The sequence below is a fragment of the Rhodanobacter sp. MP7CTX1 genome, assembly GCF_014205795.1.
Classification (GTDB): Bacteria; Pseudomonadota; Gammaproteobacteria; order Xanthomonadales; family Rhodanobacteraceae; genus Rhodanobacter.
This window is the reverse complement of record NZ_JACHCN010000001.1, coordinates 80,544-104,982: the sequence shown is the minus strand read 5'-3', so window position 1 is coordinate 104,982 and position 24,439 is coordinate 80,544. Positions and strand designations below refer to the sequence as shown.

Here is a 24,439-nt window from a genome sequence, read left to right as displayed (position 1 = left end):
ACCTGTGGACACACTACCGAGCATGTACGCTCGCGAGGGGCAACCAAACCTCGCCCTGCCGTCCGCAGGTGTTACCAAGCTGGACGCACAGGCCCGCACGGACGCGGCGACGGAACAGAAGACAAAGGACGCGACGACCTTCACCGACCTCATCGGCGCCAAGATCGTCCAGGGGCCTATCGCATGGGCCGACAGGGCACTACAGGAACAGGGCGTCCCTCGCGACCCCGACTTCTACGGTGCGGCACTACAGCCAGTCATTGACGACTGGCGTAAGGCGGGCCTTGAGAATCAGACGGAACTGCTGGAGCGTGCAACGTCTCCCGCACACGCTGAACTCCTCAAGGGATTCGCAATCCAGAACAAGATGGCGCAGGAAGACTCGGCTCGCTCCGGTCTCCTGTCCAACCTCGCAGCAGGCGCACTCGATCCCTCCATGTTCGCCATCGGTGCCCTCTCGGGTGGCGCTGGCTACTCCGCGAACGCGGGACGCTTGGCGAACGCTGTGCGTGCCGGCGTCGTCGGCGCAGGTATCAACATGGGCACCGAGGGCCTCGCATCACAGTACGACCCCGAGATCGACACGTCCCACCTGGTCACCGCAGGAGCCTTTGGGTTCCTCGCGGGCGGCGCCTTCGGGTTCCGCGCAGGTGAGCTGGCCGATCTGGCGCATGGCACCAACAAGCTGGTGCGCGGCACCACAGCGCCCGTGCGTACCGGCAATGACAGCATGGGTGCAGCGCGAGTCGATGGCTCTGTAGTGAGCACCCTGGACGGCCCCGTAGTGGGCACGCCAGAGTGGCAGCAGACCATCCTCGACGAGTCCTACGCGAACACCAACCGTGCTGCGTTCACTGGCAGCGGCAAGGGTGCGCCCAAGTGGCTCCCGAAGTGGATGGCGAACATGACCATCCGCCGTGACCTTGCGGGCCGCCTCGGTGGCAGCGAGTCCTCCGTTGTCCGTAACGAGGGCAGCAAGCTCCTGCGGGACAGCGTAGGCAACACAGATCGCAGCGCGGCAACCAAGTTCACTGCGTCCGAAGAATCAGAGCTGATGGATCAGACGATCCACGCGGCGTACCGCAAGGGCGTCGAGGGTGAGTGGTCGAAGTTCTCCGCCGCCAGCGGCATCAAGGGTGACGTGGCGCGTGGTCAGTTCAACGAGTCGGTCGGCTACCACATCCGTGGTGTCGCTCAGGACATGTCGCCGGAAATCGAGGCGACCGCGGATCACGCTGCTGCTGCCTTCAAGACCATGAATGACGAGCTGCGTGCAGCCGGCGTCCCCGGCTTCGAGAAGGAGCTGCCGACCAAGGGTTACCTGCCCCGCATCTTCTCCGCGAAGGGCTACACCGACCTCAATGCGACCAAGGGCCTCTCCTTCGAGAACCTGCGCGACAACCTGGTGAAGCCAGCGATGCGTAGTGAATGGATCAAGAACCTGCCGGACGGCGAGAAGGTCAACGAAGACCTCCTGCACGAAGTCAGCAACGCATGGCTCAAGCGTGGATATGACAAGGCGATGGGCGGCGCAGGTGACCTACATGGCACGCTGAACCGTGCAGACGCCGGCAGTGTCCGCGATCTACTGACGGAAGCTGGTGTGGATGTGCAACGCATCGACGCACTGGTGGGCAAGCTGGAGAAGGACGCAGCCAAGAAGGCCATGCACTCCCGTGCGAAGTCCCGCATCGACATGGACGAGTCCTTCGGCGCAACGCTGAAAGACGACCTCGGCAACGAGCACAAGGTGAACCTCGCTGATCTCCTGGAGAACAACGTGGACAAGCTGGTGCCCGAGTACGTCCGTGAGATGTCCGGCTGGGCCGCGCTGAAGAAGCACGCCAACATCGGCACGCAAGCGGAGCTGGACAAATACAAAGCGTTCCTCCTGGCTCAAAGCAAGCAGGCGGGCGACAGTGATCTGTCCCGCGCACTCGACATCACGTTCAACTCGATCCTCGGCAAGTCCACGTCCGACGCACCGCACTCCGCATGGACTCGTGGTTCCCGCTTGGCTCGTGGGTGGAACTTCCTGACCTCAATGGGCCAAGTGGGTTTCACGATGCTGGAGAGTGTGGGCGGTACGCTGGGCGCTGTGGGTTTCCGCAACGCACTGAAGGCGGCCCCTGCGGCGGTGGACATGGTGCGCAACATGCGTACCGGCAAGTTCTCCACTGACGAGGCGCGCTTCATCTCCGAGCTATCCGGCTTCGGCACCGACTTCATCCGCAACCAGCCGCATCTGCGCCTGGACTCCGTGGGCGAGTCCGTGTGGAACAACGAGAAGGCGGTGGGCAAGGCGCTGAACAAGCTCGACCAGGGTGAGCAGTACGCACAGCGCGCGATGTCCGTGGTCTCCGGTATTGCACCGATGGTGCAGTTCAACCAGGGCCTCGCTGGCACCGGCATCACCAGCTACATCATCGACCTCGCCAACCGTGCGTCGATCCCCAAGAGCGCACTGAACCGCCTGCGTGCAGGTGGCCTGGACGCTGCTGACCAAGCTCGTCTCTTTGGAAACCTCAAGGGCATGACGGGCGTCAAGGACATCGCAAAGTCCTGGGACAAGTGGTCGCCGGATGACAAGCGTCTCCTGGCACTGTTCGTCCATCGCAATGCGAAACGCTACCTGGGCGAAGGCGGTGTCGGTGACACCATCCAGCTCATGCACTCAGCGACCGGGCGCATCTTCACTCAGTTCCGTACCTTCCAGACCAACTCGTACACCTCGGTGCTCTTGCACGGGCTGCACATGCGTGACTGGCAGACGGCGCAGATGTGGATGGGTTCCACGCTGTTCGCAGGTATCGGCATGGCCGCTCGTAACTACGTCAACACCATCGGCGACCCGGAGAAGCGGGAGAAGCTGATGACGATGGATACGATTGGCAAGCAGGCGTTCCAGCAGTCCAGCTACTCCTCGATCCTCCCGTTCATGGTGGACACCGTTGCACACGACATGGGTCTCAAGAAGGCCCTCGGTGGTGATGACACTCCTGTCTTCGCCTATGGCCGCTCCACGGGCCTGGACTCCGGTGTGCAGGGCATCCCCTCGCTGGCAACCGGACGTGCCTTGTGGGGTCTTCCGAAGCTCGCGGTGACAGCACTCGATCCACATGCACAGGTCACACAGAAGCAAGCCAAGGATGCGATGTCGCTCCTGTGGTTCCAGAACGTCACTGGCGTTCGTAACGGTCTCTCGTGGGCAGCTTCACAGCTCCCGAAGGGCGACACTCCCTAACTCTCTGGAGACACATGAACCCACTGGCTCGTGGCTACTCCTTCGTGATGTACCTCGCGGAGTCAGCGGTCACGTACACCATCCCCTTCCCCTACCTGCACTCCGAAGACATCCGGGTGTTCGCAGGGGATGTGGGGGATGCTGTGGAGCAGTCCTTCACCTGGACTGGCCCCACCACAATTCAACTGGCCGATGAGGTTCCCTCGGGAATCCTCGTCACCATCCGCAGGTTCACTCCGCGCGACAGGAACCTCGTCGTCGTCGAAGACGGCACGCAGCTACCAGCGCGTGACTTGAACCTCAACAGTACACAGCTCCTCTACATCATCCAGGAGCAGCTCGACTTCGGCACCTACGGTGCTGGCGGCCTTCCTGGCGGCGGCTCTGGTTGGCCCGGTCAAGGCGACCAGCCTTCCCTACCGATCCAGCAGATCATCGACGCGATCATGCAGTCGCCCATCATGGGCATCCTGGTGACCCGGCTCGATGACATCGACAACACTGCCGAGACGCTGATGGAAGAACTCCTCCGCAGCGACCAGACGTTCGACGAACGCCGGAAGCTCGAAGGACGCATCGCTACCGCAGAGACCAGCCTGACCGCGCTGGTGGACGATCACTCGTCCGTCGCCACACAGATCACCGAGCTGTTCGCCAAGTTCGACGACTCCGCTGCGCAGTTCATCCAGGTCAACCAGGCCATCGCCACGGAGACAGAGGCACGCACCACGTCCGCCACGCAGCTCAGCGCGGCCATCAACGACAGCATCGCGCAGATCACCGACGTGAAGCAGGCGATTGCCAATGAGACCGAGGCACGATCCACCGCGATCACCAAGGTCGCTGCGGACTTCGACAAGGCCGACAAGGCCATCTCGCAGACCATGCAGACCTCCTACGCCACCAAGGACTACGCGCAGGCCATCGCTACCACCCAGGTCGAGGCGTTCTCCAACGGTTCCTTCGCGAACCTACAGAGCCGCTTCGAGGCCCTCGTGGTGGGCAATCCTGATCCTGGTGCAAACCCGGAATGGCAGGCCAACTGGTCGGTCAAGATGAATGGCGGAAAGATCGACGGCATCCCTGTGATCGCCGGCATCGGCCTGGGCATCGACAGCAAGACTGGCTCGACCTTCACGGTCATGGCTGACCGCTTCGCCATGGTCTCCCCGACCTACACCACTACGGGTGGCGTGGCGCAGCTCAAGTATCCATTCGTTGTCGGCACGGTCGGCGGCGTGAGCACCGTGGGCATCCAGGGTCAGCTCATCGTCGATGGCTCAGTGACAGCCAACAAGATCACTGCGAACTCCCTGTCAGCCATCACGGCCAACCTGGGCACGGTGAACGGCGGTACGTTCCGCACGTTCCAGCTCGACGGCAACGGCGCGATCATCAACCCGCTGGAGTTCCGCTGCGAGATGACGAACAACCCTGGCGATGCCTATCCGATGTGGATCGGTGCCGGGGCGAAGAATTGGAACAACGCAGTCTTCTCTGTCGATCGTTCGGGCAACGCCAAGTTCGCTGGACAGATCACCGCTCAGAACATGATCGGCAACTTGCAGAAGTCCACCTACACGTCGTGGACTGGCGACATCGCGGCGAACGTCGGCGGTGTCGGCGCACAGATCACTCTGACGACCCCCGTGCTCCTTGGGGAAGCTCAGGTGCCTGTGCTGCACGTCGAGTGTGAGATCCACAACCCCGGCTCCAACCCCTGCACAGGACTCATCATTCTGGAGAAGCTGGTCGGTTCGACGTGGGTAGTGATGAAGCAACACGCCTACTACATGAACGTCTCCTCCACCGCCTACGACTCCATGATGGCCCTGGACGGTGCAGCCACGGGCGCCGTGAGCTACCGCGTTCGCATCGACGGCACCGGGCAGATTCGCCCTGACTACTTCCACGTCACCGCCATCTCAATCTACGCCCTCGGGCTGAGGTAACTATCTCCGCAAACGACAACCCCGGCTCGATCTCGAACTCGACTCTAGCCGCTCGCATCTCCGCTCTGATCGACAAGTGGAACGGATACAAGAACGCACTGCGCGACTTGCTCACCAAGCAGACCGGCACAGTGGATATGGAAGACGGTACGGGTGCCATCGTCACCCTGCCGACCTTCCCGGCCCTACAGAAGACCGTCACGTCCCTTACGGACAACTTGACGGGTGCCGCCGCGCAGGCACAGGCGTCCTCGTCGCAGGCTTCGGCCTTCGCATCTGCGTCGCTGAAGTCCGCTACTGACTCCGACACAGCCCGCGCCGCTTCCGTTGTCGCTAAGGACGCCGCTGCTGCCTCTGCGGTCACTGCGGGCACCTCGGCTTCCAACGCGACCTCGAAGGCCACTGACGCTGCTACAAGCGCAACCACGGCGACCACGAAGGCTGCTGCGGCTGACGCGTCTGCGGTGGCTGCGGCCGGCAGCGCGACGACCTCCAGGAACAACTCCGACAATGCCGGCTTCTCTGCGGCATCCGCGTTGTCCTCGAAGGGCGCTGCGGAAACCGCGCAGGGCCTCGCCCTGCAATACGCGAACGCTCCGGTGAACGTCCAGGTCTCGCCTGGTAACTTCTCGGCGTTCCATTGGGCCGAGCAGGCCCGCCTCACCGCCATCGGCGCGCTGATCTACCGAGGCAAGTGGTCTGCTGCATCCGGTGCAATGCCAGACAGTCCGAAGGTCGGCGACTTCTACATCGTCTCCGCTGCCGGCACCGTCAGCACCGTCAAGTACGGCGTAGGCGACATGCTCGTTTACGACGGCGACTCCTGGGATCGCATCGACAACCAGACCGTCGTCACTACTGTCGCCGGCCGCACCGGCAACGTGGTGATCGGCATCTCTGACCTCGCGGGCCTACAGGGCACGCTTGATGCCAAGGCACCGCTGGCAAGTCCCGCCTTCTCGGGACTCGTTGATATGCCCTCGGCAACAGGTCGGTGCTTCTTCGCGTCAGGTGCGGGCGATGGCGCCTCCTACGCTACCCACAACAGCCGTGTGCATTTGCATTGGGGCCTCGGTCTTGCGGACTACACGGATACGGTTCGTGGCGTGTACGACGCCCGCACGGGTACGTGGGACACCTTGGGTGGCTACAAGGTCAACGGTAAGGCCGTGTGGCATGCGGGCAACTTCGACCCCGGCAGCTATCTGCCTGTCGGCGTGCGTACCTCCAAAGACGGAACGGTTCTCGCCAGCGGTAGCCCTCCCAACATCTCGGGGATCGTCAACAACAACGCCACCGCGCTGTGCATCGCGAACAACAACAACCAGTACGCAGCGGCCGTCATGTCCTTCCTCCGCGACGGTCAGTACGGCGCCCACTTCGGTATCGACACCGACAACCAGTGGAAGGTCGGCGGCTGGTCGATGGGTGCCAACGCGTACCGCGTGATCCACGAAGGCGTCACGAACTGGAACTGTGCCGGTCAGGTAGCAGGCAACAGCCTGACCACCCAAAGTAACGGCGGTGCGTACATCAACGGCAACGGCAGCGGCCTTCAGCACAACGGCAACGCGTACTTCGCAGGCCAGATGAACAGGCTATGGGCGAACAGTGCTGGTTGGGTAGGCATGCCGCGCATCTTCGTCCAGGGCAGTGACCCAGGCGGCGCTGCGCAAGACGGTGACCTGTGGATTTGGTGACCCATGCTGAAGATTAGAAGCGGCGGCGGGTGGCGCGATCCGGTGCAAGGACAAGCACGTAAGACCGGCGGCATCCAGACCAAGATCGGAAACATCTACAGGCGACAGGGAGGCGCCTGGGTGCTCGCGTTCGCTGCCTACACACCCGTCAGCGGCTCTGCCAGTCCCACCAGCATTTCAGGTGGCGCGCAGGGTGTCCCCAATTCCGGCAACGTCACCTCGAACGCTACAGCGGCCTACGGTGCAAACGGCAACGGCTCGTACAGCTACACCTGGTCAATCGTCTCCGTGAGCAATGGCGTCGCCCCGACCATCACCAGCCCGAACGGACAGTCCACAACCATCTCCCGTGTCGTGACTGCCGCTATCGGCGCCATCACCGGCGTGCTGGCTTGCACCATCTCGGACGGCCAATCGTCCTACGTGGTGTACGTGAACTACACACTCTCCTACTCGACCAACAAGTAACCATGGACAACGACACGAAACTACTCGCTACCTTGGGCATCACCGGGGCCGTCATCGGCCTCGGCAAAACCCTTGCTTCGAGCGGCCCTTCCAACTGGAAGATCGCCCTCGCCCGCTGCATCACCACGGCCGGTCTCAGCATGAGTGCCGCGCTGGCCGTCGTGATCTTCCCCACGCTGTCCTTCCCGGCCCATGTGGGTCTCGCTGCGGCCCTGGCGTCCCTCGGGACGACCGCGCTGGAGAGTCTGTTCGCTCGCTTCCTCGGTGGCGGTAGTGGCAGCAAGTAAGGACGCACTCGAAGCCCTGCACTCCGCTATCGCCAACAAGCTCACCGACACCATCGAGAGCATGGATACGGACACCAAGGGACTCGCTGCGATCCTCAACGTCGCCCGACAGTTCGTCAAAGACAACGGCATCGAAGCCGTCATCGTACCTGGCAGTCCCGCTGGCAAGCTGGCGGACAAGCTCAAGGAGTTCCCCTTCGACGCAAGCTCTGACCGGAGCCATTGAGCGATCCGCATCCGTTCGAGGACTTCCGTAACTTTGTCTACCATATCTGGCAGCAGCTCGGCCTACCGGCGCCGACCGCTGTCCAGTACGACATCGCTGCCTACCTGCAATACGGCCCTCGCCGCCGCGTCATCGAAGCCTTCCGAGGCATCGGGAAATCCTGGATCACCGCAGCGTATGTCTGCTGGCTCCTGTGGAAAGACGCGCAACACAAGGTACTAGTTGTCTCCGCATCCAAAGATCGCGCTGACGCCTTCTCGATCTTCACCAAGCGATTGATCGAGACCATTCCCGAACTAGCTCATCTGAAGCCCAAGGGCGACCAGCGCAACTCGAACCTCGCGTTCGATGTCGGCCTTGCGAAGCCCGACCAGTCCCCTTCCGTGAAGTCTGTCGGTATCACCGGCCAGCTCACCGGCTCACGCGCCGACACGATCATCGCGGATGACGTGGAGGTGGTGAAGAACTCGGCCACTGTCGCGCAACGCGAGAAGCTGGGTGAACTCATCAAAGAGTTCGACGCGATCCTGAAGCCCCTGGCTCACGCAGAGATCGTCTACCTGGGCACGCCTCAGACCGAGGAATCCATCTACAACCAACTCCCTTCGCGCGGCTACGAGATTCGCATCTGGCCCGCGAGGTATCCGAAGGATCGCAAGCACTTCAACCAGTACAGCGGTCGCCTCGCTCCGTTCATCGCGGATCACTTCGAGGCCAACCCTGGGTGTGCATGGCAACCTGTGGAGCCTTCCCGGTTCCATGAGGATGACCTTCTTCGCCGTGAGGCGTCCTATGGTCGCGGCGGGTTCCTGCTGCAATTCATGCTCGACACCACGCTGTCCGATGCTGAGCGGTATCCGCTGAAGCTATCCGACCTGATCGTGATGGACGTAGACCGCGAAGCGGCACCCATCCGAATCATGTGGGCCTCTGGCAAAGAGCAGGTGATCGACGACATCCCCGCTGTGGGATTCACTGGTGACCGCCTGCACCGACCGATGTATCTCGCCAAGGAAGTCGAGGAGTACACCGGCTCCGTCATGTCCGTCGATCCCTCGGGACGCGGCGGTGACGAGACGGGCTACACCGTGACCAAGCTGCTGCGCGGCATGGTCTTCCTGCGTCGTGCAGGGGGCCTGAAGGGCGGCTATGACGACGAGGCTCTTGAGCAGATCGCGCACGTAGCCCGTGCCGAGAAGGTCAAGATGATCCTGGTCGAGTCGAACTTCGGCGACGGCATGTTCATCAAGCTGCTGGAGCCTGTGCTCCGCCGCATCTACCCGTGCGCTGTCGAGGAGACTCGCAGTGTCGGTCAGAAGGAACGCCGCATCATCGACACGCTGGAGCCTGTGCTCAACCAGCACCGACTGATCGTGGATGCCGCGCTCATGCGTGCGGATCAGAAGTGCGAACCGAAGTTCCAACTGTTCCACCAGCTCACGCGGATCACCCGCGACCGTGGCGCCCTACGGCACGACGACAGACTCGATGCGCTCGCAATGGCCGTCGCGTACTGGAGCGAGTACCTCAACCGCGACATCTCCCGCGAGGAAGACAAGCGGATGGAGGAGCTGATGGAGATCGAGTACGCGAAGTTCGCGGAGAGCGTCTTCGGTCATCGGCCGGCAGCGCCGAACTTCTTCGACAACTACTGAGCGGCCGAAAAGGATAGCTAATGCGGTGGGCGAATGGATAGAACAACCGCACTAATCACCGCGCCCACCGCGAGCCAAAAGACCCTCTCCAACAAGCTGAGGCCCATCCTCGCTGTCGCACGTTTCTGTTCTGCGCGCGCCGTTCTTAGCATAAGAACCACGTTCGTCTCGACGTCCTCATGGTGCCTCCGCAGAATGTCCAGATAGCCGTCGTGCTTAAGCCCGTTGGACTCGTAAGCAGGCAGCAGAGCATGCAGCCTTTGATCGCAGAACTGAAGCAGCGTTTGGAGCTGTGACTTCGTATACAGCTCCCACTCTCTTGTATGTATCCAGCTCGGAATGAGAGCGTATTGATTGACCCAGCGATATTGCTCTACGCACTTCGCAGCGAGCTGGTCTAGCACGTCTCTGTGTTGGCCGATTAGGACACTCACAGCGCTGCTGTTCTGGCCGACTACCCCGCCTATATTTGCTGCCACAGGCTCTCCACGGAACACGACCCCGTGCAGGTCGCGACGGAACTTCTCTATCGTATCCCGTGCCGTGTTGTTTAGATCGTTGTTCTGCATTCGCTTACCCTCATCGACCCTCCGGGCCAAACTTCTGCGACAACTACTGAGTTGGTTTGTCCATAAGATCGTCAACGAGGTGCTGCGTAGCTATTTCGACCCGATCAAGCGGGTGAGCCGCGCAGTACGCGTCTACATAGGCGTCTAGCGCGTTGGTGTCTTCCTGCTTGAGCGCGCCATCCACATCGTAGTAACCGGAAGCCGTGACGAAACCGGCGACCCATCCCAGGAGATCTGCGTCGAGATGGTGCGCTCGGTCAGTTGTCCAGGTGCCACAGCTTGCGGCTCCGGCCCCGTAAACAGTGTAGCCGCGCGCCGACACGATTCCCGGCGCACATAAAGCGCACACAGCAGCAACAGCGAACAGTCGAAAGCGCATAAGTCATTCCTTCCCCTGGAGTACCCATAACCTATCAGATCACCACCCGCCTCCTCGACTTCATGGTCAAAGTCGAGGGGGAAAGGCTTGTCGCATATCGTGACACCAACGGCACCCTGACCATCGGCGTAGGCCACACCGGCCTCGACGTTACTCCTGGTCTCCGCATCACTTCTGAGACCTCCCGCGTGCTCCTCCTACGCGATCTCGCGTGGGCTACCAACTGCGTATCCAAGAATGTCCACGTCGCCCTTACGGAGCCGCAGTGGATCGCTCTCGTGTCCTTCGTGTTCAACGAGGGAGAGCATGCCTTCATGACATCCACCCTGCTGCGCTTGCTCAATGCAGCCGACTACGCGTCGGTGCCCACGCAGCTCCTGCGGTGGACGAAGGAGACCATCAACGGCCGGCTGGTTGACAACGCGGGTCTTGTGAACCGCCGCGCCGCCGAGGCCGTGTTATGGAACTCGCGGGCGGGGGCTGAACTCTCAACTCCTACGCGCGCCCTATACGTTGGTGCTCCGTAAACGTCCGTGGCATAGTTGCCCCAGCTTTTTGACGGCCTGTAGCAGTTGAGTGGCGTTGCAAAGCCTCCTGGCGCCTAGATTTACGGGGAAGAATTTGAAACGCATATTACGTTGGCTGGGCGGGTTCGCCGGACTCTTGTTGGTCGGAGCATTAGGTAGCGGCCTTTGGGAAAAGGTTCTTTCGCCGTTGTTGTCGATAGCGTCGTCAGCCCTGGTGAGCACAATTTCCAGATTCAGCAGAAGCTATAGCGATGCAACGTATGCACTGGCCGCGCAGGGATCGCCGACCAGTGCTGGGCTGTTCGCCGATTGTTTGATTGTCTTCGCGTCGATGATAGCGGTCATGTTCGTAACGACGCCCACGCTGAAAAGGACGTTTGCCCGCGTGAAGGAGCTGACCGAGAGGTCCAGCAAAGCACGGTTCATATTGGAACTGAATGCTTTGCTTTTCATGGCGGCGTTAGCGACCGTGATGGTCTCTCTGGCGAAGTTAACAGTTGCCGAGGACGTCGGGGGCAGGACTCTACAAAGCATGGAGATTCTTCGGCCAGTAATCGGGGAGCAGTACTACATTCGATTCCGGGCAGACTTCTATTCCATGAAGACAGAACGAGACTTCTTGGCGCTTAAGAAGCTGATCGACGAACAAGCGCAACGTTACAAGACGTCTGTCCCCATAGATGATCGCCTCTGAACACTCGGGCGGCCTCAAGCGAAGTGACGCGAGAAGTCACATGTGTTTCTCCACAAGTTGTTGCAGCGTCGCTGCATTTCGCTGCCCCTGGTCTTCGTAGTTGTTGTTGAAGATGCCCTGGACGTTCAGTGTGTCCTGGGCAAGCTTCCGCATGGCGTAGTAGCTATCGACCTCCACCATGCGGAACTGTTCGGCGTAGTACCGCAGGCACTCCTCGGCGCTGTTAGACCCTCGCGGGTAGAACAGCTTGGACGCGATCAGGGTCTTATCCGTCCAACCGGCGGTGCCTATCTAGATCTCACCCATCGCAGGGAATCTCTTCTCCAGGCGGGAAGCCCTGCTCCCTCAGCATCTGATCGAGCTGTTCACCCGCCCACACGTCGTCCGCTGCGCTAACGTTCTCGGTGATCTCGTCAGCCTCGCTCGCGAAGGCGCATAGGAAGTCTGCCCGTTCTTCGTGATCCTTGACGAGCTGTGGCAGCGAAGCTTCAAAAGCATCCAGCTTGTGCTGAATCTGTCTCCGCGTGAGCAACATGATCGACACCTCTGAGGTGAACAGACAATGTGACGTGAGTTGTCTACCAGGGATCAAGCAACTGTGGACAAGCCAGTCACAGTGACTAAGGAAGGGGTCAGGAAGGAGACACCCCCCTCTCCCCTGGCGACTCCTGAAGTGCTCTACATGACTCATATAGGGATCATAAGGTTCTCTTGCTTCCCCCTTGCTCCTATGCTGCGGGTTATATTATTCTCTCAATAAAAACATGGACTTGAAAGATGCTGCGACGGACTCTTGCGATCACTACTCTCCTGGCCCTGACGGCCTGCGCCTCGCTCCCCAAGCAGCACGCGGCAGTGGATGCCCTCCTCTTGGGGAAGCCACAGAGCTTCGCCACGGCCCGCCTGGGCCAGCCGCATACGTTCGGGGACACTAAGGGTCGCTTGGTGCAGTACGACCTCCGTCGCGGTGTCGGTACGGCTCTCATTCCCAACACCTCCCAGGTCAGCGGCTATGTCGGCACCACGCCTGTCTCCGCCTCCGTCACCTCCTACGACAGCTACACCTACGACACCTACTGCACCCTCATGATCCAGATGGACGCCAGCGGTATCATCGTCTGGACTAAGCTCGACGGTCAGCCGAGTGAGTGTCGCAAGGGACTCCAGCCGCTCCTGGGGTGACGCAAGTTCTCCTGATGGTTCCTGGGTGCGCCCTTGGATTACGATGCCCCTCGGGGATGTCTCAGGGTTACTAAGGATCGTGATGAAACTGAAGCTGCTTGCGAACGCACTCCTCGGAGTGCCTCTCGTCTTCTACGCAACATTCGTCGCAGCTCGGACGCCGACACCAGCAGATCTGCGGTTTTGTACTTGGTATGGCTCAATGGCCCAACGCGCCTTAATGCATCAACGCTCTGGCGTACCTATGGGCGACCTGGTGCAGGAGCTTGAGCGCAACCCGAATCATACGTACGCCATGGATTTCATGGGCTGGGCTACAACGGCACCGGCATGGGTAAACGATGTGTCTGCTGATGCGAGTGAACATTGCCTGGAGATCGTACGTCGCAATATGCGCGGATGGCTGGTTGACGATCCCGAACGTCTTCGCGTAGAGGACAAGCCTGGCGATTTTGTCGGAGGCATCACACGCCTTCCCAGCAAGAATGAAGCGCAGGCACCAGCGACTAGCCAGCAGCACTAGCCCCTGAAATGTTCAGCAGAGATTTCCGCTGGGGTATCCATAGATTCTGAACCGCGCGCATCCCCCCGTGCCCGCGTCAATGATCGCGCGCCTCGCGTCGTGACGTGAAGAAACACACGCACGCTGCCTTATCCCGGCACCGAATGGCACCTAGGGCGGCACCACAATGGCCCTAGGCCGCGCCACTAAGCCATCTGCACCGCATCCTATATCCGGCGCGCTATGCCCTAGCTGCCCTCATGCACCCAATCAGGCCCCGAATGAGCCACGCAAGGCACCTGATGTGCCGCAATGCGCGTGCGTGTGTCTGTCCTCATCTGTAGTTTTCGCCGCAGCACCTACCGTGCCCATGCCGGCCCCATACGATCCCTCACGGCTCACGCACCGCACCTGATGGCCCACGCTGGCCCCTAATGACACCTGATGCACACACGGCCACACACGCGGCCTGATGGGCCATCTGTCTTTTTTCGTTCTTGACACATCGGGAGGCTTGACAGATGGCAATTCGATGGTATCGTTTCATCCAAGTCACGGCAGGACGCCACCGACCCGCACCGCATCCACCGCGCTGCGCAGTGAAGGATCACAGGGCACCGCGAGCTTCCCTAGGGATAGCGCGGAGCGGCAAGGGAAACGAAGGCATCCGGTGACGGCTCTGCTGAGTGGATCGAACCGCAAACGACGGCCTTGCCGCTCGCCCTGCTAGGCACTGCTTCAGGACTCTTGCTACATCGCAAGACTTGACACAACGCAAGCCTTGAGTTAAGATTCGCTCCACGGTCAACGCAACACCGACCGACACCTGACACGGCTATTCACGATCCAGCGGCGCCACCCGGCGTGCCTGATGACGATGCCAAAGATGCACTGAGTGACTCGACTCATGCCGCCTACGCACCGGACGGCATGACTGGAAGCATTCAAGGGGTGCGCAACTAGGAGTGAGACATGGACAGCGAAACACGCTTCAAAGGCCGCAGAAGACAACGCCACGACGCACGGCTAACAAAGGGGAACGTGATGGTGGATCAGGAGTGCTGCAAACCCGTTCAGGACTTGAAGGGGGAGTACGTCAAGCGCAAGGAGTCAGCGCGAACCGTCTACATGGTGGGCAGCTATGACCGCGTGACTAAGCGGTGGGAGCTGATCGACACGGAAGACGTGAACCGCTGCATCTACGTGAAGACGGGGACGATCCTGTTTGCTGGCTTCACGTATTGAACGGCTAGGCACAAGCGCAGCCCATTCCTTGGGGGAGTGGGCTTCACTGGTCCCTAACGACACACACAAGGAGCGCATGACATGCGTACAGACCGTAACCCGTACCCGTTCCACAATCGCCAGCCGCAGCGCCCCGCAGTGTCCATGGGGTACAAGCCGGCACCCATGCGCCGCCGCCGCAGCAACGGGCGTGTACTGGCGAACCTTGTTGGCTACTGCGTTGCCGTGAGCATCGTGGCGGTGACCTTCGTCGGCTTTGTCGTGCGCTGACACTTGACACATCGGGAGGATTGACCAATGGCAAACCTAGACAATTCGGAAGACGTGATCGACAGCCGGGACGTGATCGCTCGCATTGAGGAGCTAGAAGGGGAACGGGACAACTTCACGTTGCCACATCCAGATGGCGGGGACGACGTTGAGGCGCCGGGAGAGTGGGCCGGTCTTAACCCCGATGACGCAGCGGAGCTGGCGACGCTGACCGCGCTCGCTGACGCGGCGGAGAGTGCTTCCGATTGGGTGCACGGGGAGTCCCTGATACGCGAAAGCTACTTCACGGACTACATCGAAGAGCTGGTCAAAGACTGCTACGAAACCCCAAAGGGCATGGACAGCGGTGCGTGGCCGTGGCGTCACATGACGATGGATTGGGAAGCCGCTGCGGATGAGGCGAAAGCCGACTACGACGAAGTGGACTTCGATGGCGTGACCTACCTGATTCGCTGCTAACAGACACAAGCGAGGCCCATTCGTTCCTGAGTGGGCCTCACTGGTTTCTGACAGGACAACGACAATGCCAGCTTTCAACTTCAGCAAATGCGGCAACCACGCGAGCGTCGATAGCGCCGTGATGCGCCACCTCCGCGACATCGGGGCGAGTGATGCCCTCGTACGGAGCATTGGGCACAAGGGGTGGTTCACTGACTTCGAGTTCGCTGATGCCACGTACCGGGGCAACGTGTGGCAGCTCCCCGCTCGCAAAGGTCGCACCCTGTTCCTCGCGGGCTACATCGAAAGCGAATACGACGGTTACGTGGTGCTGGACGCCATACGCGGCAAGCTCCGCCTGTTTGATACCGCTGAGGATGCAGCGCGGGCCGGCGATGAACTGGCGCGCGTCAACGCGGAGCGTGAGTGCGAGTACCAAAGCTACTGGCACGCGGAGCTTGCGGCTGAGTCTGCCCTCGCTGACGCCCGCGATGCCTTCAAGGATGCACGGGACGCATGGCGTGAACAGCAGGGTATCGGGGCGCTTGGCGCACGGCTCTGCAAAGACCTCCGCCAGCGACTCACTGACGCCCGCGACGCCTTCAAGGAGGCGTTGGGTTCCCTTATCGAAGCGCGGGCCGAAATGGCTCGCTATCAGCGCAGCATGGGGTACTGACATGACACAACTACTGACCGCATGCATCCCCTTCGCGGGTTTCTATTGCAGCGCGCACGACGAACAACTGAGCTACGCGGCTGAGTCGATGTTCTCTGACGATCAAGGGGACGCGAACCGGGGCCTTGTGGAGCGCCTGACGTATTCCTGTAGCTGGCGCGAGGTGCAGACGGCCTACGCGTCGCGGTTCGTTGAGGAGTATTGCGAGGCCGTGGGTTTCGATGCGTGCTTCGAGTCGATGCAGTCCCCCAAGTTTTACAACTTCGAGACCGATCGTATCTTCGTGACGCTTGCGGCCACTGAGGCGCGGCGGATGTTCGAGAACATCTCACCGGGAACGATGACCGAAAAGGCTGAGGAGCGGCACACCTCGCGCAGCGGGTTCATTTCCTTCTACACGTCTGACTGGCGTCAGTGGGGCGAGGTGGAAACGTGGGATCACAACCAACTCCAGACCATGATCGAAGCCTACGCGGCGGACATGGCCGATGAGGTTGACGAAGTGCACCTGATGGAAGACGCATGGTGCAACGGCAACATCGAGAGCTGGATCGAAAACAACACACCGGGGATCGAGCGACTCTATCGAGTCCATGAGTACCTCCGCACACGGGATGCACACGCATGAACAGGACAATTCTCGGCTCCCACGGGGCCATCGTGATCGACGCTACTGGCGCAATCGTGAGCACCGATCTGGACGGGGATGAATACGCGGACATCACCCGCTTCAACGTTGCGGAGTTCGTCAAGTGGTGCGAGGACGCGGCGCACCCGGATGACAACGAACTGCTGCGCGAGGAGGTGGACATCTGCCTCATCGGCTACTGGTACACCGATGCGGCCGGCAATGAGCGGTACGAAGCAGCGGTCGATGAGTTCCGGCACACCCACATCCACGGACACGACGAGCCCGCCTTCATTGAGTCGGGGAGCTAGTCACCGACTGCCAGTGGTGGCGCGTCCACCGCTCGATCCACACCTTGCCCTTCTCCCCTGTCGGGACGTAGCAGCTCCACATGGCTACGTCGCGGCCCTTCGGGAACAGATTCACCACCCAGCGGGAGTCCAGGCACTCGCTGATGGTCGCGAAGCACACGCCATCTCGCGACGGGAGCCGCGCGTACCACGGCCCCATCGTGTTCTCACCTAGTCGGATGCGCTCCCAACGGATGCACGCCTGATGTTCGTCCATAGCTGATTAACGGCCTGCCTGTTCGTCTACCCAATGGGCGGCCCACTCTCTTGCGTGAACCACGGCCGCCTCTTCGGAAATGAAGACCAGCTTTTCAAGCGAAGCGGCGATCACGGTGTCCCCGGTTTTGTCAGCCCGAACCACCACGGCGTTCGCTTTATACCCGGCGCCGTCGAGGCGTGTGGGGTCGCACATCAACAAATACCCACGGTAGAGGAAGCAACGTTCGTCTTCTTCCATAAGAGGCCCCCCGGCTGCGCGCAATGGGTCAACTTTATTCCTAACTCGTCTCAAGGAGTCATACGCATGGTGAAACCCTCACGTTACCCGCTGATCTTACGCGCCCTCATGGTCACCCTGGCACTGCTGGGGTTCGCCGTCGCATCCATCGGTTCCCCCAAGCTCGCTGCGGTGTACTGCGTGGTCTACCTGGCCGTGCTGGTTGCTTGGGGCCTGATGGCCTACCGCAGCGGGAGGTGACGATGCTGTACCCATACAGTGAAGTGGTGCGACTGAATGACACACTGGATGAAATTACAGGTGTCACCCTCGACGAAGCTGTAGCAAGGGCTTTCGGCCATACGCTGACGCCGGACGCCGAAATGTGACGCATTGCGCGTCTTGCCGCAGTTTCAGGAACCGGGGACACTCCCTCGCTTAGCTCAAGGTTTGACACGGAAGGATTCAGAATGCTCCACCACATCCCCGCGCTATCGTTGCAACTCGTTGAACTTCATAGAGGTTTGCAGTTTTACTTTGAACGCCCCACACCCTTGAGTTGTGTCATTGCTTTCGGTATCGCAAGGCTTTACATTTCCTGGGAGCCGATTCCACCCATTAGGATTCCTGATGAAACACCTGACTTCCACGGACGCCGCGCGGATCATGTTCTCGCTGATCCAGAAGGTACGCAGGGATACGGAGGGCGGCGCGAAGTTCACTCTGTCCAACGCCGCCACCTTGTTTGCCGCTTTGAAAAACCCCGGTGCACTCCAGACTGACATCTACAAGGAGGTCGGCGGGATTAAAGACTCCGCCATCTCCCGCCAGTTCGATCTTCTCGAAGGGCGCGCGCGCCTCGACGACAGTGATGGCCCCAGCACGGGGCTAATCACCCGCGCTCGCGATGGACGCTCCCGTACCAACAACGCAATCCTGCTGACTGCGGAGGGCGAGAAGTTTGCCGCTGAGTTCGCAGACCTGTTCAACAAGCTCCTAGACGCTCGCAGCTAGAGACAGGAAGCACTGATGACGCCGCAAGACGTGTGCTCCGTCGATTGGGTTAAAGTTTTCGACTCCGGCAAGGACGTGCTAGTCGCTGGCGCGGCTGTGCTCGCTTCATGCGTAACGTGGCACGGTATCAACAGTTGGCGAAGAGAGCAGCGAGGCAAAGCTGACTTTGAAGTCGCGCGCGCCCTCGCAAGAGCGTTATATGCCTACCGTGATGCCGTGACAGAGGCCAGACAGGGCGTGATCCGCACTTCGGAACACCCCCCTGCTTCAGACAGCGTGCGGGAGGCTAGTCCGCAACAACGCGCCGAGTTCTACGCTCACGTTTTTGAGGGACGGCTGAAGCCGCTGAATGCTGCGGCAGTGGAACTTGAAGCCGCCAGAAACGAAGCGGAGGCATTGTGGGGGGCGAAAGCGCGAACACTGGTGAATGCTGCGCTTGAGTGCAAAGGTGAGCTGCGAGGCGCCATGTGGGCCTACGTAGCGAATGAGCAGCCAGACGGCGAACATTTCGACGATCACGGTATATCCGGTTTCGCTGACATGGTGCGCATGACGGTGTTCGACGCCACGACAGGCTTCAACGGGCCGGACATAGATCCATTCGGTATCAGACTGTCAGAGCGTATTGACGCGGTCCAGCAAATGCTCCAGCAACATTTGAGCGGCGGGCAGAAGAAAAGTCGCCGCTGATCCACCATTACCAACCTCAAAACCCGCCCATGTGGCGGGTTTTTTATTGGAGAAACGTATGTCCCTAGAACTGAAGGGCAAGCTCAAGCCCGGTCAAGCTGACCGCCGCTACTACATGATCCGCGTCCAGGTGGACGGCCGGCGCGAAGTGATGTCATCAGGCACACGCGACCGCTCGGCGGCGCTGCTGAAAGAGCAGGACATCATCAACGCATTGCGGGCGAATCCCAACACCAGCAAGGCTGATCTAGTCGCCATGACGCGCGGGGATACCAGCCTGCGCCACAAGGCGGTGCTACGGCAGTCCGGCGGGGTGACGCTCCCCGAGGCGTTCGCTCGCTGCTTTGCTGACCCGAAGGTATGGCGGGGCATTCGCGCCCGTCGCGGGTACGAGTCGCTCTGTAAGGAGATCGAGGCGTACTTCGGGGGTGATCGACCGATCGCATCCTTCCGCCTGGGCGAGTGCGACAAGTTCGCCACCGAGCTGCTGGACAAGGGGCTGGCCCCGAGCACGGTCAATAAGCGGCTGGCCTGTCTCTCGAAGGTCTTCAACGTGATGCGTCGCGCGGAGGACGGCTACCCCAACCTGCCCGTGCTCACCATGCTGGACGACAAGAACCCCCGGACGTACAGCGCGAGCCTGAAGGACGAGCAGGCGCTCTTTGCGGCCGTCGCGGGCCTGGATGACACCCGAGTAGGCCCCAAGGGTGGCCCTCCGCGTAAGAAGGACGCCTACAAGTACCTGCGGCTGTTCAAGGTGCTGGTCGAGACCGGCATGCGCTTGGGCGAGGGCCTACGCATCCGCTGGGAGGACATCGTGGTCGATACGTCGGACGATACCTGGCTCATCAAGGTTCATCGTCGGCACGAGATCAAGAACAAGAAGGCGAAGACGATCCCGGTGACCGGCATGGCCCGCGACGTTCTCACTGAGCTGCTATCCCTGCCGGCGAAGGAGAAGCACCCGGTCGGCCCCTTCGGCGACTTGCGGAAGCGGCGGGCGCAGCACATGTGGACGGCGGCGAAGGAGGTGGTCGGGATCACCGACAAGGAGTGCGTCATCCACTCCCTGCGTCACACGCTCGCTACGCGTCTCCTGAAGGCAACGGGGAACCTGGTGCTGGTTAGCACCTGGCTGGGCCACACATCAACGCAGACGACCTCTGCCACGTATGCCCACGTCGAGTCCGACAGTCTGATCGAGGGCGCAGCGGCACTTACGAAACTTCGTGGCACCTTATCTGACTCTCTTCAAGCATCCCGAGACAGGGATACTTCACCAGAATCAACTCTTGACACATCGGGGAATCTAACTGCCTGATTTAATTGAAAAGTGAATGGTGCGAAAGGCGGGACTCGAACCCGCACATCTTGCGATGCCAGAACCTAAATCTGGTGCGTCTACCAATTCCGCCACTCTCGCCTGTCACCCTCATCAGACCTGCGTAACTACTGGAATCTGAAACTAAAAACCCCCGGCCAATGCCAGCCCGGCCCACCGTTTCGACCCGCCACGCCACGTCCGTCTAAGTCGATGATTCCCTTACACGAAAGCGTATCATTTTAAGGTTGCACGGCCCCACAGCACAAGCACGCTGACAAACGCACCCTGACCTGACTGATCGGCCAGCCAACCTTGCCGGGAGCGCGCCCGGACTGCCCCTGCGGCTGCAGGCTCCGTTCGGCGTGCCACCAGCCATCTTTCAAACGCACAAAGCAAGACGCCGATCGCAAGCGATCGGCGTCTTGGCTTGATTGGTGGGCCGTGAAGGATTCGAACCTTCGACCAATTGATTAAGAGTCAACTGCTCTACCAACTGAGCTAACGGCCCCGGAACTTGTTTGTCACTGGAAACTGGGGTGGATGATGGGATTCGAACCCACGACAACCGGAATCACAATCCGGGACTCTAACCAGCTGAGCTACACCCACCATAAATCTTGAAACTGGTGCGCCCGACAGGACTCGAACCTGCAACCGTCGGCTTAGAAGGCCGATGCTCTATCCGGTTGAGCTACAGGCGCAGGCACTGCCAGTAGAACATGTTACTGGCCGAGGTGGTCGGGGCAGAGGGATTCGAACCCCCGACTTTTGCGTCCCAAACGCAACGCTCTACCAGACTGAGCTATACCCCGCAACGAATCATCGAAACACTTCAAGTCGTCGAAGCCCTCAAATGTTACGGGTGACGCTTCGCTCAGTCAATCCGTATCGAAGCACACCGTGAATCCTGAAACACTGTTTTCATGGAAAAGGAACGCCCTTCTCTGTGAAAACAAAACAGGGTGCAAGCACCCCGCCTCGCAAATAAAATGGTGCGCCCGGAGAGATTCGAACTCCCGACCACCTAGTTCGTAGCCAGGTACTCTATCCAACTGAGCTACGGGCGCACTAAAGTGTTTCACTTCGCTGCCTGGACGTTGGGGCATCAAGGCGGTGAAGCGAGAAGCGGAATTATTCAGACTCCGCCCTCGTGCGTCAACACTTTTCGTCAAAAAGATTTCATTGCGTGTTGTCTTTCCGCACGAATGTGGCTCGACAGATGACTTTGCCAGCCATACACGCGGAACGTGACGCAGCGAAGAAGATCACACGACAAGCGGAGTTGATGGCCATCGGCAGCGCTCTGGGTCCCAGGCGCTGCCGCTTGCTTTAGCCGTCCAAACCGCCGATCAGTTTTCCAGACCTGAGCGATTCTGCGTAGCCGGGTCACCCACCTTGCCCACTGCTGAGCCCGCATCGCCCTTCGGCGGCGGCGGCGGTGGCGGCGTGCTGGTCGATGCATTCTTCGTCCAGTCAGCCGGTGGACCAGGCTCGCGCCCGGCCATGATGTCGTCGATCTGATGCGCGTCGATGGTCTCGTACTGCAGCAAGAGCTCAGCCATCGTATGCAGCTTCTCGAGATTCGCCGTCAGCAGCTCCTTGCTGCGCGCGTAGGCGCGATCGAGGATGCCGCGCACCACTTCGTCGATCTTGCTGGCGGTCTCGTTGGAGATGCTCTTGTGCTGGGTTACCGAGCGACCGAGGAATACCTCGTCTTCGTCTTCGCCGTAGGTGATCGGACCAAGCTCATCGGACAAGCCCCACTTGGTCGCCATGTTGCGCGCCATCTTGGTGGCCCGCTCGATGTCGTTCGAGGCACCGGTGGTGACCTTGTCGGCGCCGAAGATCAACTCCTCGGCGACGCGGCCGCCGTACAGCGAGCAAAGTTGCGACTGGATCGCCACGCGATTGATGCTGTATTTGTCGCCTTCGGGCAGGTACATGGTGACGCCAAGCGCGCGCCCTCGCGGAATGATCGTGACCTTGTAGACCGGGTCATGCTCGGGCACAAGACGGCCGACGATAGCGTGGCCAGCCTCGTGATAGGCGGTGAGTTTCTTCTCGTCCTCACTCATCGCCATCGAGCGGCGTTCGGTACCCATCAGGATCTTGTCGCGCGCCTTGTCCAGATGAACCATGCGAACTTCACGGGCGTTCTCGCGCGCGGCAAACAGCGCAGCCTCATTGACCAGGTTGGCCAGGTCAGCACCGGAGAAACCTGGGGTGCCGCGCGCGATCGTCATGGCGTTGACGTCGCTGGCGGTCGGCACCTTGCGCATGTGCACTTTGAGGATCTGCTCGCGGCCACGCACGTCTGGCAAGCCCACGACAACCTGACGGTCGAAGCGACCCGGGCGCAGCAACGCCGGATCCAGCACGTCGGGCCGGTTGGTCGCGGCGATCACGATGATGCCTTCGGTACCCTCGAAACCATCCATTTCGACCAGCAACTGGTTGAGCGTCTGCTCGCGCTCGTCATGACCGCCGCCGAGGCCGGCACCGCGATGGCGACCGACGGCATCGATTTCGTCGATGAAGATGATGCACGGCGCGTGTTTCTTGGCCTGCTCGAACATGTCGCGCACACGGCTCGCGCCCACGCCGACGAACATTTCGACGAAGTCGGAACCGGAGATGGCGAAGAACGGCACCTTGGCCTCGCCGGCGATCGCTTTCGCCAGCAGGGTCTTGCCGGTGCCGGGCGGGCCGACCATCAGGACGCCGCGCGGAATCTTGCCGCCCAGTTTCTGGAAACGGCCCGGATCGCGCAGAAACTCGACCAGCTCGCCGACTTCCTCCTTTGCTTCATCGCAACCGGCAACGTCGCTGAAATTGACCTTGATCTGATCCTCGCCCTGCAGCTTGGCGCGCGAACGACCGAAACTCATGGCACCGCGACTACCGCCGCCGGACTGCATCTGGCGCATGAACCAGATGAACACACCGACGATCAGCAGCACCGGCAGCCAGCTGATCAGCAGGCCGATCAGCGAGAAGCCCTCGGACGGATCCTGGCGGACTTCGACGCCCTTGTCCTGCATCTGCTTGACCACAGCGTTGGTGGAGAAGCCGAGCATCGGCGCAACGGTGTGGAACACGCTGCCGTCCTTCAGCTTGCCGCTGAGGGTGGCCGGTTGATCGGCGCTGATCGTGGCGGTGGCCACGTTGCCGTTGTCCACACTCTGCACAAAGGCGCTGTAAGCCAGGTCCGAAGAGGACGTGCCGCGCGGATTGAAGCTCTGGAATACGGTGAACAGGACCACCGCGATGATCACCCAGAGCAACACATTTTTCGCTGTCTCATTCATGCACGGTTCTCGCCTGTTGCGCCACGGAAGCTTTTAGACTGACCGCCAGCGCGTATACCTCACGCGAACGTGCGCGCGAGGCTTTGGGTTTACGCATCGTCACGCGGGTGAAGTCCGCACGCAAGCTGCGTAAATATTCGTCAAAGCCCACCCCCTGAAACAACTTGATCAGGAATGAGCCACCCGGCTTGAGCCACTGCCGACTGAAATCCAGCGCCAGATCGGCCAGAGCCATCGCCCGGATCTGATCGGCCAGCGCCACACCACTCATATTGGGGGCCAGATCGCACAGTACAAGATCCAGCCTGTGCCCTTCCAGCCGGCTCTCCAGCTCGCGCAATACCGACTCCTCGCGAAAATCGCCCTGCAGGAAGTCCACCCCGGCAATACTCTGCATCGGCAGGATGTCCAGCGCAAATACTTTGCCCGTATCACCCAGCCGATTGCGCACCAGTTGCGACCAGCTGCCCGGGGCCGCCCCGAGATCCACGACGTTGATACCCGGCTTGAGCAGCCGATCACGCTCGATCAGCTCCTCCAGCTTGTACACCGCACGCGAACGCAAGCCCTCGGCCTGGGCTTTCTTTACGTATTCATCATTGAAATGTTCGCGCAGCCAGACTGCACTGCTTTTGCTGCGGGCCATGTCGTTGGGGGTCACAGATTGGGGAACGG

28 protein-coding genes and 6 tRNA genes are annotated in these 24,439 nt (G+C 60.6%); 22 read left to right on the top strand and 12 right to left on the bottom strand.

Features of this window, described 5'->3' with window-relative positions:
* Nucleotides 1-4 precede the first annotated feature (4 nt).
* The 7 genes from HDE77_RS00530 (at nt 5) to terL (ending at nt 9,532) form a co-directional block, all read left to right on the top strand.
* The gene (locus HDE77_RS00530) at nt 5-3,244 is read left to right on the top strand and encodes a hypothetical protein (RefSeq protein ID WP_184415106.1); all 3,240 of its coding nucleotides are present in this window, start codon (nt 5-7) and stop codon (nt 3,242-3,244) included.
* A 47-nt stretch (nt 3,245-3,291) separates the two neighbouring features.
* Nucleotides 3,292-5,196 carry a phage tail fiber protein gene (locus HDE77_RS00525; RefSeq protein ID WP_255482493.1) on the top strand — a complete coding sequence of 635 codons (1,905 nt, stop codon included), beginning with the start codon at nt 3,292-3,294 and terminating at the stop codon, nt 5,194-5,196.
* A 107-nt stretch (nt 5,197-5,303) separates the two neighbouring features.
* Nucleotides 5,304-6,896 carry a hypothetical protein gene (locus tag HDE77_RS00520; RefSeq protein ID WP_184415104.1) on the top strand — a complete coding sequence of 531 codons (1,593 nt, stop codon included), beginning with the start codon at nt 5,304-5,306 and terminating at the stop codon, nt 6,894-6,896.
* 3 nt (nt 6,897-6,899) lie between these two features.
* A complete protein-coding gene (locus HDE77_RS00515; protein WP_184415103.1) occupies nt 6,900-7,364 on the top strand; it encodes a hypothetical protein in 465 nt (154 codons plus the stop codon).
* 2 nt (nt 7,365-7,366) lie between these two features.
* Complete coding sequence (locus HDE77_RS00510; protein ID WP_184415101.1) at nt 7,367-7,651, top strand: hypothetical protein; 285 nt, start codon at nt 7,367-7,369, stop codon at nt 7,649-7,651.
* The gene (locus HDE77_RS00505; RefSeq protein WP_343206030.1) at nt 7,638-7,877 is read left to right on the top strand and encodes a hypothetical protein; all 240 of its coding nucleotides are present in this window, start codon (nt 7,638-7,640) and stop codon (nt 7,875-7,877) included. The genes HDE77_RS00510 and HDE77_RS00505 overlap by 14 nt, the downstream gene beginning before the upstream one ends.
* On the top strand, nt 7,874-9,532 hold the full coding sequence (gene terL, locus HDE77_RS00500; protein WP_184415098.1) for a phage terminase large subunit: 1,659 nt from the start codon (nt 7,874-7,876) through the stop codon (nt 9,530-9,532). The genes HDE77_RS00505 and terL overlap by 4 nt, the downstream gene beginning before the upstream one ends.
* Nucleotides 9,533-10,144: 612 nt before the next feature.
* On the opposite strand, the gene HDE77_RS00495 is transcribed toward terL, so the two are convergent.
* The gene (locus tag HDE77_RS00495) at nt 10,145-10,480 is read right to left on the bottom strand and encodes a hypothetical protein (protein ID WP_184415096.1); all 336 of its coding nucleotides are present in this window, start codon (nt 10,478-10,480) and stop codon (nt 10,145-10,147) included.
* 62 nt (nt 10,481-10,542) lie between these two features.
* Between HDE77_RS00495 and HDE77_RS00490 the strand changes: the two genes are divergently transcribed.
* Complete coding sequence (locus tag HDE77_RS00490; protein ID WP_184415094.1) at nt 10,543-11,007, top strand: lysozyme; 465 nt, start codon at nt 10,543-10,545, stop codon at nt 11,005-11,007.
* A gap of 94 nt (nt 11,008-11,101) precedes the next feature.
* Nucleotides 11,102-11,701 carry a hypothetical protein gene (locus tag HDE77_RS00485; RefSeq protein ID WP_184415092.1) on the top strand — a complete coding sequence of 200 codons (600 nt, stop codon included), beginning with the start codon at nt 11,102-11,104 and terminating at the stop codon, nt 11,699-11,701.
* Nucleotides 11,702-11,737: 36 nt separating this feature from the next.
* On the opposite strand, the gene HDE77_RS20255 is transcribed toward HDE77_RS00485, so the two are convergent.
* On the bottom strand, nt 11,738-11,881 hold the full coding sequence (locus HDE77_RS20255) for a hypothetical protein (RefSeq protein WP_221444057.1): 144 nt from the start codon (nt 11,879-11,881) through the stop codon (nt 11,738-11,740).
* Between the two features lie 118 nt (nt 11,882-11,999).
* Nucleotides 12,000-12,236, bottom strand: coding sequence for a hypothetical protein (locus tag HDE77_RS00475; protein ID WP_184415090.1), 237 nt, complete (start codon nt 12,234-12,236; stop codon nt 12,000-12,002).
* A 410-nt stretch (nt 12,237-12,646) separates the two neighbouring features.
* Here HDE77_RS00475 and HDE77_RS00470 point away from each other — a divergent pair, with 410 nt between their 5' ends.
* From HDE77_RS00470 to HDE77_RS00435, 8 genes are all read left to right on the top strand, one after another.
* Nucleotides 12,647-12,883: a hypothetical protein gene (locus HDE77_RS00470; RefSeq protein WP_184415088.1), complete on the top strand. Its 237-nt coding sequence runs from the start codon at nt 12,647-12,649 to the stop codon at nt 12,881-12,883.
* A gap of 82 nt (nt 12,884-12,965) precedes the next feature.
* Nucleotides 12,966-13,406, top strand: a complete 441-nt coding sequence (locus tag HDE77_RS00465; RefSeq protein ID WP_184415087.1) for a hypothetical protein — start codon at nt 12,966-12,968, stop codon at nt 13,404-13,406.
* 951 nt (nt 13,407-14,357) lie between these two features.
* Nucleotides 14,358-14,630, top strand: a complete 273-nt coding sequence (locus tag HDE77_RS00460; protein WP_184415085.1) for a hypothetical protein — start codon at nt 14,358-14,360, stop codon at nt 14,628-14,630.
* Nucleotides 14,631-14,711: 81 nt separating this feature from the next.
* Nucleotides 14,712-14,900: a hypothetical protein gene (locus HDE77_RS00455; protein ID WP_184415083.1), complete on the top strand. Its 189-nt coding sequence runs from the start codon at nt 14,712-14,714 to the stop codon at nt 14,898-14,900.
* Between the two features lie 27 nt (nt 14,901-14,927).
* A complete protein-coding gene (locus tag HDE77_RS00450; protein WP_184415082.1) occupies nt 14,928-15,359 on the top strand; it encodes a hypothetical protein in 432 nt (143 codons plus the stop codon).
* 64 nt (nt 15,360-15,423) lie between these two features.
* On the top strand, nt 15,424-16,014 hold the full coding sequence (locus HDE77_RS00445) for a hypothetical protein (RefSeq protein WP_184415080.1): 591 nt from the start codon (nt 15,424-15,426) through the stop codon (nt 16,012-16,014).
* Between the two features lies 1 nt (nt 16,015).
* Nucleotides 16,016-16,642: a hypothetical protein gene (locus HDE77_RS00440; protein WP_184415078.1), complete on the top strand. Its 627-nt coding sequence runs from the start codon at nt 16,016-16,018 to the stop codon at nt 16,640-16,642.
* Nucleotides 16,639-16,953 carry a hypothetical protein gene (locus HDE77_RS00435; RefSeq protein WP_184415075.1) on the top strand — a complete coding sequence of 105 codons (315 nt, stop codon included), beginning with the start codon at nt 16,639-16,641 and terminating at the stop codon, nt 16,951-16,953. The genes HDE77_RS00440 and HDE77_RS00435 overlap by 4 nt, the downstream gene beginning before the upstream one ends.
* A 262-nt stretch (nt 16,954-17,215) precedes the next feature.
* Here the strand turns inward: HDE77_RS00435 and HDE77_RS00430 are convergent, their stop codons facing one another.
* Nucleotides 17,216-17,449, bottom strand: a complete 234-nt coding sequence (locus tag HDE77_RS00430) for a hypothetical protein (RefSeq protein ID WP_184415073.1) — start codon at nt 17,447-17,449, stop codon at nt 17,216-17,218.
* Between the two features lie 66 nt (nt 17,450-17,515).
* Between HDE77_RS00430 and HDE77_RS00425 the strand changes: the two genes are divergently transcribed.
* The 5 genes from HDE77_RS00425 to HDE77_RS00410 all read left to right on the top strand — a co-directional run bounded on the left by HDE77_RS00425 (nt 17,516) and on the right by HDE77_RS00410 (nt 20,453).
* Nucleotides 17,516-17,689, top strand: a complete 174-nt coding sequence (locus HDE77_RS00425) for a hypothetical protein (protein ID WP_184415071.1) — start codon at nt 17,516-17,518, stop codon at nt 17,687-17,689.
* A 2-nt stretch (nt 17,690-17,691) separates the two neighbouring features.
* Nucleotides 17,692-17,817 (top strand): hypothetical protein, encoded by a 126-nt coding sequence (locus tag HDE77_RS20365; RefSeq protein WP_255482462.1) that lies wholly within the window; start codon nt 17,692-17,694, stop codon nt 17,815-17,817.
* Between the two features lie 241 nt (nt 17,818-18,058).
* Nucleotides 18,059-18,442, top strand: a complete 384-nt coding sequence (locus tag HDE77_RS00420; RefSeq protein WP_184415069.1) for a hypothetical protein — start codon at nt 18,059-18,061, stop codon at nt 18,440-18,442.
* A gap of 15 nt (nt 18,443-18,457) precedes the next feature.
* Nucleotides 18,458-19,132, top strand: a complete 675-nt coding sequence (locus tag HDE77_RS00415; protein ID WP_184415067.1) for a hypothetical protein — start codon at nt 18,458-18,460, stop codon at nt 19,130-19,132.
* 58 nt (nt 19,133-19,190) lie between these two features.
* The gene (locus tag HDE77_RS00410) at nt 19,191-20,453 is read left to right on the top strand and encodes a site-specific integrase (protein ID WP_184415065.1); all 1,263 of its coding nucleotides are present in this window, start codon (nt 19,191-19,193) and stop codon (nt 20,451-20,453) included.
* A 17-nt stretch (nt 20,454-20,470) separates the two neighbouring features.
* Here the strand turns inward: HDE77_RS00410 and HDE77_RS00405 are convergent.
* The 8 genes from HDE77_RS00405 to rlmE all read right to left on the bottom strand — a co-directional run bounded on the left by HDE77_RS00405 (nt 20,471) and on the right by rlmE (nt 24,410).
* Nucleotides 20,471-20,555 (bottom strand) — tRNA-Leu (locus HDE77_RS00405).
* Nucleotides 20,556-20,888: 333 nt separating this feature from the next.
* Nucleotides 20,889-20,964: transfer RNA gene (locus HDE77_RS00400), tRNA-Lys, on the bottom strand.
* A 24-nt stretch (nt 20,965-20,988) separates the two neighbouring features.
* Nucleotides 20,989-21,065, bottom strand: a tRNA-His gene (locus tag HDE77_RS00395).
* Between the two features lie 15 nt (nt 21,066-21,080).
* Nucleotides 21,081-21,157, bottom strand: a tRNA-Arg gene (locus HDE77_RS00390).
* A gap of 34 nt (nt 21,158-21,191) precedes the next feature.
* Nucleotides 21,192-21,268 (bottom strand) — tRNA-Pro (locus tag HDE77_RS00385).
* A gap of 178 nt (nt 21,269-21,446) precedes the next feature.
* Nucleotides 21,447-21,523: transfer RNA gene (locus HDE77_RS00380), tRNA-Arg, on the bottom strand.
* Between the two features lie 282 nt (nt 21,524-21,805).
* Nucleotides 21,806-23,764, bottom strand: a complete 1,959-nt coding sequence (gene ftsH, locus HDE77_RS00375) for an ATP-dependent zinc metalloprotease FtsH (protein ID WP_184415063.1) — start codon at nt 23,762-23,764, stop codon at nt 21,806-21,808.
* Nucleotides 23,757-24,410, bottom strand: a complete 654-nt coding sequence (gene rlmE, locus HDE77_RS00370) for a 23S rRNA (uridine(2552)-2'-O)-methyltransferase RlmE (RefSeq protein WP_184415061.1) — start codon at nt 24,408-24,410, stop codon at nt 23,757-23,759. Before rlmE ends, ftsH begins: the two co-directional genes overlap by 8 nt.
* Between the last annotated feature and the right edge of the window lie 29 nt (nt 24,411-24,439).